Genomic DNA, 15,443 nt, shown 5'->3' with positions numbered 1-15,443 from the left:
GGTCGATGCGCGTGCTGAACGCCCGGGACGTGGCGGCGCTCCTGCCGATGGCCGAGGCGATCGACGTCGTGGAGGCGGCGATGCGGCGCGTGTCCAGCGGCGGCGCCGAGATGCCCCTGCGCCAGGTCGTGCCGGTGGGCGAGGGCAGGATCATGGGCGTCATGCCGGGTGCGCTCGATGTGCCAGCCGCCTACGGGGTCAAGATCGTCTCGATCTTTGCCGACAACCCGGCGCGGGGGCTCTCCTCGCACCGGGGCGCGGTCGCGCTCTTCGAGGCGGAGACCGGCGGCTGCGTCGCGATGATCGAGGCCGGGCTCCTGACCGCGATCCGGACCGCGGCAGCGAGCGCCGTGGCCAGCCGCGCGCTTGCGCGTCCGGGGGCGGAACGGCTCGTGCTGATCGGCCACGGCGAGCAGGCCGAGCACCACCTCGCCGCGATGCGCGCCGTCCGGCCGGTGACCCGCGTCACGGTGATCGGCCGCGACGCCGCCCGCGCGGCGGCCTTCGCGGAGCGGATGCGCGTGCATCACCCCGCTCTCGTCATCGAAAGCGGCACGGACGCCGAGGCCGCGCTGCGCGCGGCGGATCTCGTGTGCACGGTGACGAATTCCTCGACGCCGGTGCTGCATGGCGACTGGCTGCAGCCCGGACAGCATGTGAACGCCGTGGGGGCCTCGGTTCCGACCAAGCGCGAGCTGGACGATACGGCGGTGCTGCGCAGCGCGGTCTTCTGCGACTTCCGCGCCTCCTTTTTCGCGCAGGCGGGCGAAATCGTGGACATGACGGCGGCGGGCCGCATCGGGCCGGAGCATCTGCACGCCGAGATCGGCGAGGTGCTGTCGGGCGCGGCCGAGGGGCGTCGCGGCGACGCGGACATCACGCTATATCGCTCGCTGGGGGTGGCGGCGCAGGACCTCGCTGTCGCGCATCACGTCTGGCGGCGGGCCGTCGCAGACGGCCGCGGGATCGAGGCGCCCTTCTGACTCTCAGCCCATCCCGCGGGAGAAATGGCGCCAGTCGCCCCGCGTCGCCTCCTCGGTGAAGCCGGCCCGGGCCAGCACGCGCGCCGAGGCGGCATTGTCGCGATGGACGCGGGCCGTCAGACGGTCAAGGCGGGCGTGGCGCGCGCGGGTCTCCGCGACGAAGCGGGGCACCACGTGCCCCGCATGCCCCTTGCCCCAATGCGCGCGCCCGAACCAGTAGCTGAGCTCCGCTTCGCGGCCGTCGGCGGAAAACTCCAGCCGGACCTGGCCGATGACCTCACCATCGTGTTCGACCGCCAGGACCTCGTGGTGCGCGCCGCCGTTGGCGAGCGCGATCAGCGCCGCCGCGTCCTCTTCCGTCAGCGCGCCGCTGAAGGACTCCGGCAGATGGCGCCAGACCTCGGCATCTCCGAGCAGCTCCGCGAGCCGCGCCGCCTCCGTCGCGCGCCAGGGCCGCAGGCGGTGATCGCCGAGCGGGAGCCCGGCCATGCCGCCGAACCCCCGCACCGGCTGCGCCGAACGACCGTGAGTGATGGTGCCGGCCTGTGGCATGGCGGGCGGCAGATAAAGATCGTCCTCGGCATCCGCGGGCACCCAGCCGCCCTGTGCGGGATCGAAGGCCACCGCCGCGCCCGATCGCCGAAGCCGCTGCAGCTCCGCCGCGCCGAGCGGCCCCTGCGATCGCGGATGTGCCGGATCCGGCGATGCGCCATGCGCCGCGTCGAGCGCGTTCTCTGTGGAAAAATCGAAGGTCATGGTTACCCACCCAGCTCAATATTCAAAAATTTGCAGCCACTCGACCTGAAATCAATCCTATCAGGGCTGCAATCATGATAGGAATTACCTATCAGATTCTCGCCAGGCCGCCGATCCGCATGACCCGCCAGCCGACGCTCCAGCAATTGCGTTATTTCGTGGCACTCGCCGATACCGGCCACTTCCGCAAGGCTGCCGAGCGCATGGAGGTCACGCAGCCCTCGCTGAGTCAGCAGATCGGCAACCTCGAGACGTGCCTGCAACAGCACCTCGTCGAGCGAGGGCGGCGCGTCGTGCTGACCCCGGCGGGGCGAGAGGTTCTGCGCCGGGCACGCAGCATCATCGCCGAGACCGAGGCGATGGTCGCGGCCTGCCATCGCGCCGAGGCGGGCATTTCCGGCACCGTGCGGCTGGGCGTTTCGCCGACGCTCGGTCCCTATTTCATGCCGCGGCTGGTGCGCCGCCTGCGCGAGCACTTCCCCGATCTGCGGCTGGTGATCCGCGAGGCGCCGCCGCGGGCGCTCATCGGCGAGCTGCTCGAGGGCATGCACGACGTGACGCTGACCCAGACGCCGGTGCCCACGACCGATGCGGTGGTGACGCAACTCTTTCGCGAGCCGCTTTTCGCGGTGATGGCGCATGATCATCCGCTCGGCGGCGGCGGGCCGATCGAGATCGCGGCGCTTGCGGGGCAGGATGTCCTGACCCTGGGGCCGGACTATGCGCTGCATGCCCAGATCGCCGAGCTCTGCGCCCGCGCCGGCGCGCGGTTGCGTCAGGACTACGAAGGCACCAGCCTCGACGCGCTGCGCCAGATGGCGGCCATGCGCATGGGCATGACGATCCTGCCCGCGCTCTACGTCGCCTCCGAGGTCGATTCGCCGGATGCGGACGTGGCGGTGCGCCCTTTCCGGGGCGGACGGCTGACGCGCATGGTCGGCATGGTCTGGCGGCGCTCGGCAGGGCGGAGCACCGGCTTCGAGCGGTTCGCCGAGATCGCGCGCGACGTGGCGCGCACCGACCACCGCGGGCTGCTGCAGGTGATCGGCTGAGGGGGCCTCACGGATTGCACGCCGGGCATTGCCCCGGATCGGCGATCGCGCGCGCCTCGTCCTGCGCCGCCTCTTCGCCGCAGGCGGCGCAGCCCCAGACCATCCCCCCGCGCGCCAGCGTCTCCCCGCCGCACCAGGCGCAGGGCAGGGGCGGCCCGGGCCGCGCGACGCCCCAGCCCGGCGCGCCGCAGCTTGGACAGGCGCGGGCGAGCCGCGTCGCGAAGCGTTCCGCAAGCTGCGCGATGGCGGCCATGCGCGTGGGGTTCATGTGCGCGCGCATGTCGGTCTCGACGACGGCGAGGCCGTCCGGCGAGGCCGCGGCGGCCGCCTCGACGGCGCGCGCCAGCGGCGCGCGGGCGCGCAGGCCCTTGCGCTGGCTGCCGCCGCCGCGGTTCGGACGCACGACAACGCCCTGTTGGGGAAACCCGATCCGCGCAAGGAAGGGCTCGAGCGCGGCGAGGCCCGCCGCCTCGACCTGGTCGTAGACCGGGCGCCGCGCCTCCATCGTCTCGCGCAGCACGAGGCCGCGCGCCTCGTCCACCAGCACGAGCGTCTCCACGCCGCTGGCGAGAAAGGGGATCTGCGGGTGTGGGCCGTAGGCGCCTTCGCTGGCGAGCCCGAGGTCGCTGCCTGCGGCGCGCATCGCGAGCCGCGCCTTCGCTTCGGCGGCCTCGTGCAGCGTGCCCGCGCGGGGCACCTCCCCGGTGAAGGTGCCGAGCGCGTCGGTATCGACGCCGGTCGCGCGGCGCACCTCGAGGCCGGCGAGCCGTGCGAGCGGCGGCGCGATCGCGGCCTCCTTGCCGTGCATGGTGGCGAGACGCGCGACGCGCCCGGCCCAGAGACCGGGCGCTCCCTCGCTCATCCGACCGCCTTGAGGCGTGGCTTCGCCTCGGTCGCGGCGACCGGCTCCCACTCCAGATCGCCCGCGTAGCGCCAGGCGAGCTGGCCCGCCTCGTCCAGCGCGAAGAGGTGCAGCCAGCGGTTGTCGAAGAGCGCGCGCACGCCCTCGTGCTTTTCCAGGATCGCCGACATCGCCTCGCGCGGGGCCTCGATGCAGACCGACAGGCGCAGCGGCTCGTGCTGGAAATCCTCGCCGTCGTGCACCGACTGCCACGGCAGCCCCGCGCGCAGCAGCCCGCCATTGCCCTCGACCACGCCGATGCCGCCGGTGACGTTGTGCAGAAGCTTGTTGCCCCCGCCCCAGAGGTCGGGCGTCACGGTCGAGCCGTAATATTGCAGGCTGATCCAGCTCGCCACCACGACGGGCGCGGTCATGATGAGCTCGAGCACCGGGAAGCCCTCGTCCTGCTTCCAGTCGTAGTCGTGCAGGAAGGCGCGGCCCGAGAGATCCTTGCCGAGCGTCCGGGCCCGCGGCGCCGCGATGAAGGCACGGCAACCCGCGAGCGCCCATTCGGGGCGCACCTCCGCCCAGTCGCGCGAGCGCGGCTCGACCTCCGCCGCGCTGCCCGCCCGCGGCAGACGCAGCGCCCGCTCGCCGCGGGTGAGCTTGCCCGCCTGCGCGAGCCAGTCCTTCGCCTGCCTCAGATCCTCGCCGTGCGCCGAGGCGTCCACATCCGCGGTGTAGAGCTTCACCGCGTCTGTGGTGGTGTCGTGCAGCGCGCCGAGGAAGAGCGTGTCGGCGGGAATCTCGATGCCCCGCGCGGCGACGCCCGCGCGCACCTCGGGGTCGTTCAGGAGGCCGGCCAGCAGGCGCGCGTTCACCTCGCCGGAGTAGCCGCCGCAGGCGCCGCAGTGGTAGGCGGAAGCGTGCGGGTTGTTGGTCACGTTGGCGCCGTGGCCCGCGAGGATCACCAGCCGCGCGAAGTTTTCGGTGAGCGACATGGCGCGCAGCACCGTCTCGGCCGCGCCGATCCGGGCCTCCAGGTCCAGCGCCGGGTCGAGCCGCGGCGCGGGGCCGTCGGGCAGCTCGGCCGGCTCCAGCCCCAGCGCGTCGCGCACCAGCTTGCCGGCATAGACCGGCCCCATCGCCTCGACGAAGGCGAAGGAGGAGACGGCCGCGAGCTTGAACCGGCCCCAGGCGCGGCTGGCCCGCGCGGCGAAGCGCGCCTGCCTGTCCTCTTCCGCCATATCCGGCGTGCCCGACACCGAGCCCACGCCGGGATTGAGCAGAACCGGCAGCCGCAGTTCCTCAACGTCGGAGGCGAAGCCGCGATGCTTCGTCGCCACGCCGAAGAAGCCGGCGAAGCCCAGCGTCTCGATTCCCCGGTCGAGCGACTCGAGCGCGCGGCGGAACACCTCGGAGCGCACGTCGATGCAGAACGCCGCCTGAAGCGCCGGCCGCTCCGCGCCCCGCTCGGGGGCCTCGGCGGCGAACATGGCCGCGATCTCGCGCTGAGCGCCGCGCTCGGCGGCTTCCTGCAGGATCTCGTCCACGACGAGGTCGGCGGTGGGCTCGACCGGGGCCGCGTGCGACCGGCGCACCCGCTCCCAGCGGTCGATGATATCCTCCTCGTACTGGGCGAGCAGCGCCTCCTCCCAGATCAGGCGGATGGCCAGCATCTCGGCCATGATCGGATCCGTGCCGCCGCCGAGCTCCACCTGCCAGAGCCGGTAGCGCGCGTATTGCGCCCAGCCGCCCATGCTGATCAGAAGCCGGTGGAAGTAGGTCTCGAGCATCGCGGGCGCCAGACCCAGCCGCTCCGCCGCCCGCGCGATCACGCCCTCGGCCGTCTCGGGCGCGTCGAAGACATGCGCGGCGAACCCCCTGAGCCCGTGGATTTCCGGGATCAGGTCGTGCGTCGCCATCGCCCGCCATTCCGCGTAGGGCCCGCGGCGCTTCGGCGCCTTCCAGAGCGCCTGACCCTCGTCGAAATAGGCGGCCGCCCAGTGGCTGATCCGGTCGGCGATCAGGCCTTCCCAGTCGATGCCCGAGTGATCCGCCGCCATCTCGGCGATGGTGGGCAGCGCATGCGGGCGCCGCTCGGGCTGGGCGGCGGCCTCCCTGAGCGCCGCGAGGCTCTTGGGCCGCGCGGCATGCGGGCAGGCCTCGAGCGCGGCGGCGAGGTCGTCGTCGGTGATCCGCCCGTCGGCGAGGCGGGCCTGATACCAGCTCCGCGGCATGGTCACGCCCACGCCCGCGACCCGCGCCAGCCGCGCCCCGGTGGTGGCGAGCCGCTCGCCGGTCTGGCCGAGATAGGGGTTCACCGCAACCGAGGAGGCCAGCGGCCAGACCGGCGGGATCGCGCGGCCGGCGGCGTCGGCGGCCTGCATCAGCGTGTCGTTCTCGACGAGAAGCCTGGTTTCGGTCATGTCCTGCATCGTTTCGCTCCCTGTTCCTGCCTCAGTTCGACCGCCGCAGCGCCCAGCCGCCGAGGATGCGGTCCATCACCGCGTTCGCGTAAAGCCCGTTCGACAGATGCACCCGCAGGCCCGCCGCCGCCGGGTGATAGGCCCAGAGCGGGAACATCGCCTGCGCGACGGCGACCGCGCCGAAGGAGATCACCGCCAGCACGATGAGCGCCCATTCCAGCGGCCCGGGCGCGGGCGTGGCGGGCAAGGTGCCGGCCATGGCTGCTTCTGCGCCGCGCTGCAGCGCGAAATAGGCGATCGAGGCCGCGACCGAGTAGAGCGCGGTCCGCTGGGTGAGCACCTTGGGCGCCTGGTCCGCCAGGCCCTGGGCCAGCAGGTAGGCCACGCCGAAGATCAGGATGGCGCCCAGCGCGATCGCCTGCGGGGACTTCGACTCGAAGCCGAAGCCTGCGCCCACGACCCCGTAGATCGCCAGCGCCGCGACGAAGGCCTTGAGCACCGCCGCGCCGTTCGGGATCGCCACCGGGCCGGGCCGCCGGATCGCGGCCACGCCGTCGACGGCCTGCCCCGAGGCAAGGAACGCATGTGCCTTGTAGAGCGAATGCGCCACGATGTGCAGCAGCGCCAGCGGGAAGAGCGCGAGCCCGCATTGCAGGATCATGAAGCCCATCTGCGCGACCGTGGACCAGGCGAGCGAGGTCTTGACCGCCGGCTGCGTCAGCATGACGAGCCCGCCGAAGACCGCCGTGAAGCCGCCGATCATGACCAGCACCGCCAGCACACCGGGCGCCAGAAGCAGCACGTCGGCGAAGCGGATCAGCAGGAAGCCGCCCGCGTTGATGACGCCCGCGTGCAGCAGCGCCGAGACCGGCGTGGGCGTCTCCATAACCTCGGTGAGCCAGCCGTGCGTCGGGAACTGCGCCGACTTCAGCAGCGCGGCAAGCGCCAGGAAGCCCGCGGCCCAGAGCGCCGCCTCCGGCGTCACGCCGATGCGTGCCGCGGCCAGGATCTCGCCGATCTCGGCCGTGCCATAGCCGTTGTAGAGCAGCACGGCGGCGGTGATCAGCGCCGCCTCGCCCAGCCGCGAGGTGACGAACTTCTTCTTCGCCGCGCGCTGCGCCTGCACCCGCTCGGGGTAGAAGAGGAGCAGCCGCTGCAGAAAGACCGAGGTGGCGATGAAGGCCACCACGAAAAGCGCCAGATGCCCCGCCTGCACGAACACGAGGACCGACGCCAGCGTCAGCGCCATCCATCCGGTGAAGGCGCCCTGCCGGTCCTCGCCGTCGAGGTAGGTGCGCGTGTAGCGCAGGACCACCCAGCCCACGAAGCTGACCAGCAGCAGCATGATGACGCTGAGCAGGTCGAGCCGGACCATGAGGCCGATGACCTCGCCCGTGCCGGGGCCGTTGGCGGCCAGCACGAGGCCCGAGACCACGGCGACCGCGACAGCGACCAGCGCCGCGCCCTCGGCGATCTGCGGCACCCATTCCGGACGGCGGCCGGAATTCAGAAAGCCGGCGGCCGCGGCCGCGATCAGCGCCAGCGGCGCCAGAAGGGACAGGGTGTAGATATCCATCTGCGCGTTTCCCTCGCTCTCGTCACAATGGTGCAGAGCGAGGTAATGCGGTGGCACAGGAAAGAAAAATTCATTGTATGCGTGTAACCGTTCTCTGTTATGGAACGGTCATGGCGCAGCTCAACTACAACCACCTCCGCTATTTCTGGGCCGTGGCGCATGACGGCAATCTGACCCGCACGGCCGAGCGGCTGAACCTGTCGCAATCCGCGCTGTCGACGCAGATCCGCAAGCTCGAGCAGCAGCTTGGCCACCCGCTCTTCGAGCGCCGCGGCCGGCAGCTCGTGCTGACCGAGGCGGGCCGGATCGCGCTCGACCATGCCGATACGATCTTCTCTGCGGGCGAAGAGCTGCTCGACACGCTCAAGGCGCAGGGGCGGACCCGCCGTGCGCTGCGGGTGGGCGCGCTGGCGACGCTGTCGCGCAACTTCACGCTGGCCTTCCTGCGCCCGCTGCTCGGGCGCGCGGATGTCGAGATCATCCTGCACTCGGGCGGGCCGGCGGAGCTGATGCAGGCGCTGGAACAGCTCAACCTGGACGTGGTGCTGTTGAACCGGGCCGCGGCGCGCGACGCGGTCACGCCCTTCGTCTCGCACAAGCTCGACGAACAGGGCGTCAGCCTCGTCGGCACGCCGGCGCGGCTGGGGCAGGGCGGGGCGCTCGAGGATCTGCTGGTGCAGCAGCCGGTGATCCTGCCCACCAGCGACAGCGGCGTGCGCACGGGCTTCGATGCGCTCTGCGACCGGCTCGGCCTGCGCCCGCAGATCGCGGCGGAGGTGGACGACATGGCGATGATGCGCCTGCTGGCGCGCGCGGACGCGGGACTCGCCGTGCTGCCCCCGATCGTCGTGACCGACGAGCTCGCGCAGGGCGTACTCGTCGAGGCGCAGCGCCTGCCCGGCATCGTCGAGAGCTTCTATGCCGTGACGCTGGAGCGGCGCTTTCCCAATCCGCTGCTGCGCGCGCTCGTGCATGGTGCGGCGTTGCCGGCCTAGGCCTCGCCGTCGCTCACCCAGCCGGGGGGGCGGCGGCCGAAGAAGCTTTCCAGCCCGTCCCGGCCCTCGGCGCTGTCGAGTTGATCGGCGAAGACCTGCGCGGCCATGTCGAGCTGCTCGTCCGGGAAGAGCCCCGGCAGATCCATCAGCAGCCGCTTGGTGGCCGACACGGCGCCCGGCGCACAGAGCCGCGCCTGCGCCCTGAGCCCGGCGAGTTCGCCGTCCAGGGCGTCCGGGCCATCCACGACCACATCCGCGAGGCCGGCGGCCTGCGCCTCTTCGGAGGTCAGGCTGTCGCCCAGCAGAAGCAGCCGCCGCGCCACGCGGCAGCCGAGCCGCGTCATGACCACGGGCGCGATCTGTGCCGGCACCAGCCCCATCCTCGTCTCGGAGAAGCAGAACCTCGCGCCGCGCTCGGCGACGACGACATCGCCCGCGGCGACAAGGCCGCAGCCCCCGGCGACCGCCTCGCCCTCGACCGCCATCACCGTGAGCTGGGGCAGCGTCGCCACCCGCCGCAAGAGCGCGCCGGTCGCGCGGCTCGCGCGGATGAGCGACTCGCGTTCGACCTCGCCGTTGGCGGCGGCGCGCAGCATGGAAAGATCGCCACCGGCGGAGAAGATGCCGCCGCGCCCGCGGAAGACGACGCCGCGGATGTCCGGCCGCAGCGCGAGCGTCTCGCAGACACGCGCGAGATCGGCGACGCGCTGCGAGGAAAGCGGATTTCGAAGCGACGGCTCGTTGAGCCAGACGAACAGCCAGCCGTCCTCCAGTTCGAGGTCGAGCGTCGAGGTGGCCGGCAGGGTGCGGCTCGCGCGTGTCGCGTCGCGTGAAGCGTAGACCATCGCGTTCTTCCTGTCCCTCGCCGCGCGGGGGAAACCCCGGCCGTGACGCGGACTCCTCGACCGCGGTGCGCGCCGGGCAGCCGCGCGACCTCTCCAATTCGAAGCAGTTAGTTCGCCCGTGCCGCCCGACCAGTGTGCGATTGCACGCCGTGCGTCAGGCGCCGCGGCCTCCGCCGGCGCGGCGGGCCAGATCCCAGGCGAGTTCCGACAGCGGGACCGCCAGCGCGCCGGTCTCGGCGGCGCGCGGATCGGCCGCCGTGCCCGCCTCGGCGCGTTTGGCGATTCCCTGCAGGATCGCGGCGATGCGAAAGAGGCTGAAGGCGAGGTAGAACTCCCAGGCCTCGGGCCAGTCCTGCCCGGTGCGTTCCAGGTAGCGCGCGACGTAGGCGCGCTCGTCCGGAATGCCGAGCGCCGCGAAATCGACCCCCGCGAGGCCGCGGAAGAGATCGGGCGAGACCCGCCAGGACAGCGCGTGATAGGCGAAATCCGCCATCGGATCGCCCAGCGTCGAAAGCTCCCAGTCGAGCACCGCGACGATGCGCGGCTCGGTCGGGTGGATCATCAGGTTGTCGAGCCGGAAATCGCCGTGAATGATGCCCACCTTGCGCTCGTCGGGCAGATGCTCGGGCAGCCAGGCGATCAGGTTCTCCATCGCCGGATTGGGGGCCGTCTCGGAGGCGCGGTACTGCTTCGTCCAGCGCGCGACCTGCCGGGCCATGTAGGCGCCGTGCTTGCCGAAGTCGTCGAGCCCGACGTCCGCAGGCCGCAGGCTGTGCAGCCGCGCGATCACCCGGTTCATGTCGTCGAAGATCGCCGCGCGCTCCTCGCGCGACATGTCCGGCAGCCGCTGGTCGAAGAAGATCCGTCCGGGGACATGCTCCATGACGAAGAAAGTCCGGCCCATCACCTCGGGATCCTCGCAGAGCGCGCGCATCTCCGGCACCGGCACGCCCGAACCTGCGAGCGCGCCCATCACGCGAAACTCGCGATCCACCGCATGCGCCGAGGGCAGCAGCGCGCCGCGCGGCTTGGCGCGCAGGACATAGGCGCGTTCGGGCGTGTCCACGCGCCAGGTCGGATTCGATTGCCCGCCCGAAAAGCGCGTCAGCGTCATCGGCCCGGCGAAGCCCGGCACATGCGCGGCGAGCCAGCGCTCCAGCCGCGCCGGATCCGGCGGGTCTGTCGCGGCGTTCTGCGCCGGTCGGCTGTCTTCGGTCATTGCGCCGTCCTCCCCGCAGGGACAGGAGCCGCGGCGCGGCGCGCTGTCAAGCCGGGTCGGGCGGTGACGCGCGGTAGCGCGTGCCCGGGGCAGGCGGGCGCTCGCGCGGACCGGCGAAGCACTGCGCATGCGCCATCCATTGCGTGGCCACGGGCCCCGTGACGCGCAGCGCGGTATCCGCGACGTTGCGGGTCTGCGTCACCACCCGGCAGAAATCGACCGCGCTCCCTTCGATCCTGTCGGGACAGTCGGGCGCACCATGGGTCCACAGGGTGCCAGAAGGCGCGACCAGCTCCAGCCGCGGCAGATGCGGCGGCGTGCCCAGCCCCTGCACCTCGAAGCACCATCCCAAGGTCGCCACGCCCAGATGCACGATGTTGGCAAGGCGATCGCTTTCCTCGCGCTCGCGCCCCAGCATGTCCCAGATCGCCTGACCGTGGGCCCAGGTCTCCATCTGGCGCGCGGTCATCGCCGAGCGCGCCGACATCTCCGGCCCGATCCAGGGCAGGCGGCGGCGGGGATCGACCTCGGCCCAACGGCGGGCCATCTCGGCGGCGTAGGCGGCCCAGGCCGCGCGCAGCACCGGACCCCGCTCGCGCACCTCCTGCGCTTCGTGGAGGCGTCCGCGCCCGGACTCGAGCGCGCGGCGCAGCGGTTCGGTCTCGGAGGCGAATCGCTCGGGATCGGTGAGCGCGAGATCCTGCGCGCGGTTCCAGAAATGCAGGTGAACGAGAATGTCCTCGGGCGTCCAGCCCTTGAACTGCGTGGGCCGCTGCCAGTCGCCGGGCGCCATCGCGTCGAGAAGCGCGTCGAGTGCAGCGGACTCGGCGCCGAAATCCTCGGCCTGCTGCATGGACTGTCCTCTTCTCTGCCGGGAGCGTCAGACTGACAGGCTTCGCGCCCGCCCTCAAGCCGGCCGTCTTGCGCCTGCCGACGTTCCCGCGCAGGCTCTGCGACGGGAGGGACACCGCATGCTCGAGGGCATCCGCATCGTCGAGGTCGAGGCGCTGGGGCCGGCGCCCTTCGCGGGCATGATGCTCGCCGATCTGGGCGCGGAGGTGATCGTCGTTCACCGCCGCGTGCCGGCCGGCACGCCGGGCATGGGCGAGCGCAGCCTTCTGGACCGGGGCAAGCGCTCGATCGCGCTCGACCTCAAGGATCCGCAGGACTTGGCCGTGCTCGAGGCGCTGGTCGCGCGCGCCGACGGTCTGATCGAGGGCTTCCGGCCCGGCGTGATGGAGCGGCTGGGCATGGGGCCGGAGGCGGCGCATGCGCTCAACCCGGCGCTTGTCTACGGCCGCATGACCGGCTGGGGGCAGGAGGGGCCGCGCGCGACGCAGGCCGGCCACGACCTGAACTACATCGGGCTCTCGGGCGCGCTGTGGTATGCGTCTCCGCCGGGCACCCCGCCGCTCACGCCGCCCACGCTGGTGGGGGACATCGGCGGTGGCGCGCTCTACCTCGTCGCCGGCATGCTGGCGGGACTGCTGAAGGCGCGCGCGAGCGGAGGCGGCAGCGTGGTGGACGCGGCCATCGTGGACGGCTCGGCGCACATGATGGCCCTGCTGATGTCGATGGCGCCGCAGGGGGCGGTGTCGATGACGCGCGGGCGCAGCCTGCTCGACGGGCCGCACTGGTGCCGCACCTATGTCTGCGCCTGCGGCGGCTTCGTCACCGTCCAGTGCCTCGAGCGCAAGTTCTACGACGCGTTTCTCGACCGCATGGGGCTTGCCGACGATGCGGATTTCGCCGATCAGTTCGACGCGGACCGCTGGCCGCGCCTGGTCGCGCGCCTCGCCGGCCTCTTCGCGCAGAAGAGCCGCGATGACTGGGCGGCGCATTTCGAGGGCTCCGAGGCCTGCGTGGCCCCCGTGCTCGACCCCGAAGAGGCCGCGCGCGACCCGCATCTGACAGCGCGCGGCACCTGGGTCCGCGCGGAGAGCGGGTTGCAGCCCGCGCCCGCGCCGCGCTTCGATGGGCATGCGGCCCCGCTCCGCCCGGCCCCCGCCCGCGGCGAGCACGGCGCGGAGATCCGCGCCTGGCTGCGCGAGACTGCATGAGCTCCCCTCGGCCGCAACCCGAGGCCGGAAAGGCGCAGCCTGACGCTCTCGTCACGCTTGACCGGCTCTTCGCCGCGCGCTGGTCCTGCCGCGCCTTCCGCGACGCGCCGATTCCGGAGGAGACGGTCGCCCGCATCGTCGCGACGGCGCAGCGGGTGGCTTCGTGGAACAACACCCAGCCCTGGCAGCTGATCGTCACCCGCAAGCCGGAGACCGACCGCCTGCGCGCCGCGCTGCATGCCCACGCGCAGCAAGCCGCCCCGGAGCCGGACATCGCCTTTCCCACCGCCTACGAAGGGATCTACAGAGAGCGCCGCTCGGTCTGCGGCTGGCAGCTCTACGGCGCGCTGGGGATCGAGCGGGGCGACCGCGCGGCCTCGGCCCGCCAGATGCTGGAGAACTTCCGCTTCTTCGGCGCGCCGCACGTGGCGATCGTGACGAGTCCGCGCGCGCTCGGTACCTACGGCGTGCTGGACTGCGGCGCCTTCGTCACCGGCTTCATGACCGCGGCGCAGGCGGCGGGCGTGGCCAGCATCGCGCAGGCCGCGCTGGCCACGCAGGCGCCCTTCCTGCGCGACTGGTTCGCCATCCCCGAGGACCGGCTGGTGGTCTGCGGCATCGCCTTCGGGCTGGCCGATGCCGACCACCCCGCCAATGCCTACCGCACCGAGCGCGCCGCGCCGGAGGAGGTCATCGACTGGCGCGGGTGAGGGCGGGAGCTTTGACGGAAAGAGACGCGGCGGGCCGGGCGGGCGAGGGGACAGGCGCATCACGCCCGTCCCGCCGCGAAGCGCCCGCCGCCAGGGATCTGGGGATGCTGGGGCGGCGGGCGAAACTGCGTCAGGTCTCGCGCGCGGGCGGCGCCACGAGCGACTGGACCGTGTAGACGAGGATCGCGGCCCCGACGGCGCCTGCGGCGGCCACGCCCAGCAACACGATCACGTCGATCGGCCCGCCCATGTCGCCGAGACCCGAATCGGTCACCGCGAAGACGAAGATCACCGCCGCCACCGCGCCCACCGGCATGGCGAGCTGCGCGAGCAGGAACTTGCGCCAGCTCACCGAATGGTCGCGGATCAGGACGTAGACGTAGAGAAGGGTGACCGCCACCGCGGCGACCACCATGCCCCAGAACAGCCAGCGTCCGAACATCTCTTCGAACACGGCGATCAGTGTGGTGAAGGTCAGCTCTTCCATGGTCTCCTCCTCAGGCCATGCCGCGCAGCATGGCGTTGTAGGTGGCCTTGAGCGCCACTTCCTTCATCAGCCAGCTGATCCAGAGCTCCTGGAGTGGCGCGATGACGCCGGGAAAGCTCGGCACGAGATCGTTGTTGTAGTCGAACTCGATCAGCATCGCCCGGCCCACGCGGGTGATGAGCGGGCAGGAGGTGTAGCCGTTGTAGGAGGCGTCGGTGGTGTCGCCCGCGATCTGCGCGACAAGATGTTCCTCGACCACCGGCACCTGCCACTTGACGCTGGCCGCGGTCTTGCCCTTGGGCACGCCGGCCACGTCGCCGGCGGCGAAGACCTCGGGGTAGCGACGGTGGCGCAGGGTGTGCTGGTCCACCTCGACCCAGCCCTGGTCCACCCACCTGTCCGCCCAGGACAGGCCCGACTGGCGCACCACCTCCGGCGCCCGCATCGGCGGGATCACGTTGGTGAAGTCGAAGGGGATCTCGGTCGCGCCCTCGGGCGTGTCGAAGGTCAGCACCTTGCGGCCCGGATCCAGGGATTTGAGCACGTGGTCGTAGTGCACGTCGAAGCCGCGCTCGTCGTAGAGCATCCGCACCTTCTCGTTGACGATCGGCACGGCGAAGAGGCTGCCCGAATGCGCGGCGTAGGTGATCTTCGTCGCCCCGCGCGTGCCCTTGCGGCGGGCGTAGTCGTCGGTGAGGAAGGTGTACTTGAGCGGCGCGCCCGCGCATTTCATCTCGGTCGCCGGGCGGAAGAAGACGGCCTCGCCGCCTTCGTCGGTGAAGCGGTCCATCGCCGCCCAGGTCTTCGCCGCATAGTCGGGTCCGGCATAAACCGCGCCGATGCCGTTCTCGCCCACCATGTCGAGCGAGAATCCCTCGACCGCGTCCCAGTCGAGCACGAGGCCCGGCGCCACGACGAGATAGTCGTAGCTCAGCGTCTCGCCCCCGGCGAGACCCACGGTCTTCGCCTCCGGATCGATCTCGGCGGCGTATTCTGGCTTCAGCTCCACGCCGTCGGGCAGCCACTCGGTGGTGGTGCTCACCGAGTAGTCGGCGGGCTTCAGCCCGGCAGCGATCAGGGTGAAGCCGGGCTGATACCAGTGCTGGGCGCGTCCGTCCACGATGGTGATCCGCGCGCCTTCGAGCCGCGCGGCCAGCCGGTTGGCCAGCGCCGTGCCGGCGGCGCCGGCGCCCAGGATCACGATATGGGCGTTCGTGCGCAGCTGCGCGCGCGCCGGGCCGCCCTGGCCGGCCAGCGCCAGCGCGCCCGCCCCGGCCGCCAGGCCCAGAAAGGCGCGGCGGCTGGCGGTGAAATCTCGGGAATCGGTCATGCGTGTCCTCCGCGTCATATGGCGGATATGGAATACGTCAGCATGCCGTGGCGTTGATGCAGATCAAAAAGAGATCTCGACGGGGTATCATTTTCGGGGACGGCCGCTCATCGGCCCGTCGCCGGGCCTCTTCGCGAGACGCGCCCGCAAGGCCGCACCG

At 71.9% G+C, this 15,443-nt stretch carries 14 protein-coding genes; 5 read left to right on the top strand and 9 right to left on the bottom strand.

The genetic code is table 11. The features are described from left to right. The first annotated feature begins 5 nt into the window (after positions 1-5). Positions 6-983 (top strand): ornithine cyclodeaminase family protein, encoded by a 978-nt coding sequence (locus DRV85_RS10930; protein ID WP_113289485.1) that lies wholly within the window; start codon positions 6-8, stop codon positions 981-983. A gap of 3 nt (positions 984-986) precedes the next feature. Here the strand turns inward: DRV85_RS10930 and DRV85_RS10925 are convergent, their stop codons facing one another. Further along, complete coding sequence (locus DRV85_RS10925; RefSeq protein WP_113289484.1) at positions 987-1,739, bottom strand: GNAT family N-acetyltransferase; 753 nt, start codon at positions 1,737-1,739, stop codon at positions 987-989. A 119-nt stretch (positions 1,740-1,858) separates the two neighbouring features. Here DRV85_RS10925 and DRV85_RS10920 point away from each other — a divergent pair, with 119 nt between their 5' ends. Next, positions 1,859-2,791, top strand: coding sequence for a hydrogen peroxide-inducible genes activator (locus tag DRV85_RS10920; protein WP_113289517.1), 933 nt, complete (start codon positions 1,859-1,861; stop codon positions 2,789-2,791). Positions 2,792-2,798: 7 nt separating this feature from the next. On the opposite strand, the gene DRV85_RS10915 is transcribed toward DRV85_RS10920, so the two are convergent. From DRV85_RS10915 to DRV85_RS10905, 3 genes are read right to left on the bottom strand one after another with little or no spacing between them, the layout of a single operon-like run. Further along, on the bottom strand, positions 2,799-3,653 hold the full coding sequence (locus DRV85_RS10915; RefSeq protein ID WP_113289483.1) for a DUF6671 family protein: 855 nt from the start codon (positions 3,651-3,653) through the stop codon (positions 2,799-2,801). After that, entirely contained in the window at positions 3,650-6,061 is a 2,412-nt protein-coding gene (locus DRV85_RS10910) for a YbcC family protein (protein WP_113289516.1), read from the bottom strand. Before DRV85_RS10910 ends, DRV85_RS10915 begins: the two co-directional genes overlap by 4 nt. 31 nt (positions 6,062-6,092) lie before the next feature. Further along, entirely contained in the window at positions 6,093-7,637 is a 1,545-nt protein-coding gene (locus DRV85_RS10905) for a proton-conducting transporter transmembrane domain-containing protein (RefSeq protein ID WP_113289482.1), read from the bottom strand. Positions 7,638-7,747: 110 nt separating this feature from the next. On the opposite strand from DRV85_RS10905, the gene DRV85_RS10900 reads away from it, so the two are divergent. Further along, positions 7,748-8,632, top strand: coding sequence for a LysR family transcriptional regulator (locus tag DRV85_RS10900; protein ID WP_113289481.1), 885 nt, complete (start codon positions 7,748-7,750; stop codon positions 8,630-8,632). On the opposite strand, the gene DRV85_RS10895 is transcribed toward DRV85_RS10900, so the two are convergent. From DRV85_RS10895 to DRV85_RS10885, 3 genes are all read right to left on the bottom strand, one after another. Further along, positions 8,629-9,477: an enoyl-CoA hydratase/isomerase family protein gene (locus DRV85_RS10895; protein WP_113289480.1), complete on the bottom strand. Its 849-nt coding sequence runs from the start codon at positions 9,475-9,477 to the stop codon at positions 8,629-8,631. The two genes, DRV85_RS10900 and DRV85_RS10895, sit on opposite strands and share 4 nt — an antisense overlap. Before the next feature lie 154 nt (positions 9,478-9,631). Beyond that, entirely contained in the window at positions 9,632-10,696 is a 1,065-nt protein-coding gene (locus DRV85_RS10890) for a phosphotransferase (RefSeq protein WP_113289479.1), read from the bottom strand. 46 nt (positions 10,697-10,742) lie between these two features. After that, a complete protein-coding gene (locus tag DRV85_RS10885; RefSeq protein WP_113289478.1) occupies positions 10,743-11,549 on the bottom strand; it encodes a TIGR03084 family metal-binding protein in 807 nt (268 codons plus the stop codon). A 118-nt stretch (positions 11,550-11,667) separates the two neighbouring features. Between DRV85_RS10885 and DRV85_RS10880 the strand changes: the two genes are divergently transcribed. After that, positions 11,668-12,756, top strand: a complete 1,089-nt coding sequence (locus DRV85_RS10880) for a CaiB/BaiF CoA transferase family protein (RefSeq protein WP_113289477.1) — start codon at positions 11,668-11,670, stop codon at positions 12,754-12,756. Further along, entirely contained in the window at positions 12,753-13,466 is a 714-nt protein-coding gene (locus DRV85_RS10875; RefSeq protein ID WP_113289476.1) for a nitroreductase, read from the top strand. Before DRV85_RS10880 ends, DRV85_RS10875 begins: the two co-directional genes overlap by 4 nt. Positions 13,467-13,596: 130 nt before the next feature. Here DRV85_RS10875 and DRV85_RS10870 read toward each other — a convergent pair whose 3' ends face one another. After that, a complete protein-coding gene (locus DRV85_RS10870) occupies positions 13,597-13,953 on the bottom strand; it encodes a DUF5368 domain-containing protein (protein WP_113289475.1) in 357 nt (118 codons plus the stop codon). A 10-nt stretch (positions 13,954-13,963) separates the two neighbouring features. After that, positions 13,964-15,283 (bottom strand): NAD(P)/FAD-dependent oxidoreductase, encoded by a 1,320-nt coding sequence (locus DRV85_RS10865; protein WP_113289474.1) that lies wholly within the window; start codon positions 15,281-15,283, stop codon positions 13,964-13,966. Between the last annotated feature and the right edge of the window lie 160 nt (positions 15,284-15,443).

The sequence above is a fragment of the Rhodosalinus halophilus genome (assembly GCF_003298775.1).
Classification (GTDB): Bacteria; Pseudomonadota; Alphaproteobacteria; order Rhodobacterales; family Rhodobacteraceae; genus Rhodosalinus; species Rhodosalinus halophilus.
The sequence above is the reverse complement of the archived record's forward strand: the minus strand, read 5'-3'. Positions and strand labels throughout refer to the sequence as shown.

Coding starts and splice junctions, on each gene's coding strand:
- DRV85_RS10885 (WP_113289478.1), bottom strand. CDS start 11,549: ATGCAGCAGGCCGAGGATTTCGGCGCCGAGTCCGCTGCACTCGACGCG.
- DRV85_RS10870 (WP_113289475.1), bottom strand. CDS start 13,953: ATGGAAGAGCTGACCTTCACCACACTGATCGCCGTGTTCGAAGAGATG.
- DRV85_RS10865 (WP_113289474.1), bottom strand. CDS start 15,283: ATGACCGATTCCCGAGATTTCACCGCCAGCCGCCGCGCCTTTCTGGGC.
- DRV85_RS10930 (WP_113289485.1), top strand. CDS start 6: ATGCGCGTGCTGAACGCCCGGGACGTGGCGGCGCTCCTGCCGATGGCC.
- DRV85_RS10910 (WP_113289516.1), bottom strand. CDS start 6,061: ATGACCGAAACCAGGCTTCTCGTCGAGAACGACACGCTGATGCAGGCC.
- DRV85_RS10925 (WP_113289484.1), bottom strand. CDS start 1,739: ATGACCTTCGATTTTTCCACAGAGAACGCGCTCGACGCGGCGCATGGC.
- DRV85_RS10905 (WP_113289482.1), bottom strand. CDS start 7,637: ATGGATATCTACACCCTGTCCCTTCTGGCGCCGCTGGCGCTGATCGCG.
- DRV85_RS10920 (WP_113289517.1), top strand. CDS start 1,859: ATGACCCGCCAGCCGACGCTCCAGCAATTGCGTTATTTCGTGGCACTC.
- DRV85_RS10900 (WP_113289481.1), top strand. CDS start 7,748: ATGGCGCAGCTCAACTACAACCACCTCCGCTATTTCTGGGCCGTGGCG.
- DRV85_RS10915 (WP_113289483.1), bottom strand. CDS start 3,653: ATGAGCGAGGGAGCGCCCGGTCTCTGGGCCGGGCGCGTCGCGCGTCTC.
- DRV85_RS10895 (WP_113289480.1), bottom strand. CDS start 9,477: ATGGTCTACGCTTCACGCGACGCGACACGCGCGAGCCGCACCCTGCCG.
- DRV85_RS10875 (WP_113289476.1), top strand. CDS start 12,753: ATGAGCTCCCCTCGGCCGCAACCCGAGGCCGGAAAGGCGCAGCCTGAC.
- DRV85_RS10880 (WP_113289477.1), top strand. CDS start 11,668: ATGCTCGAGGGCATCCGCATCGTCGAGGTCGAGGCGCTGGGGCCGGCG.
- DRV85_RS10890 (WP_113289479.1), bottom strand. CDS start 10,696: ATGACCGAAGACAGCCGACCGGCGCAGAACGCCGCGACAGACCCGCCG.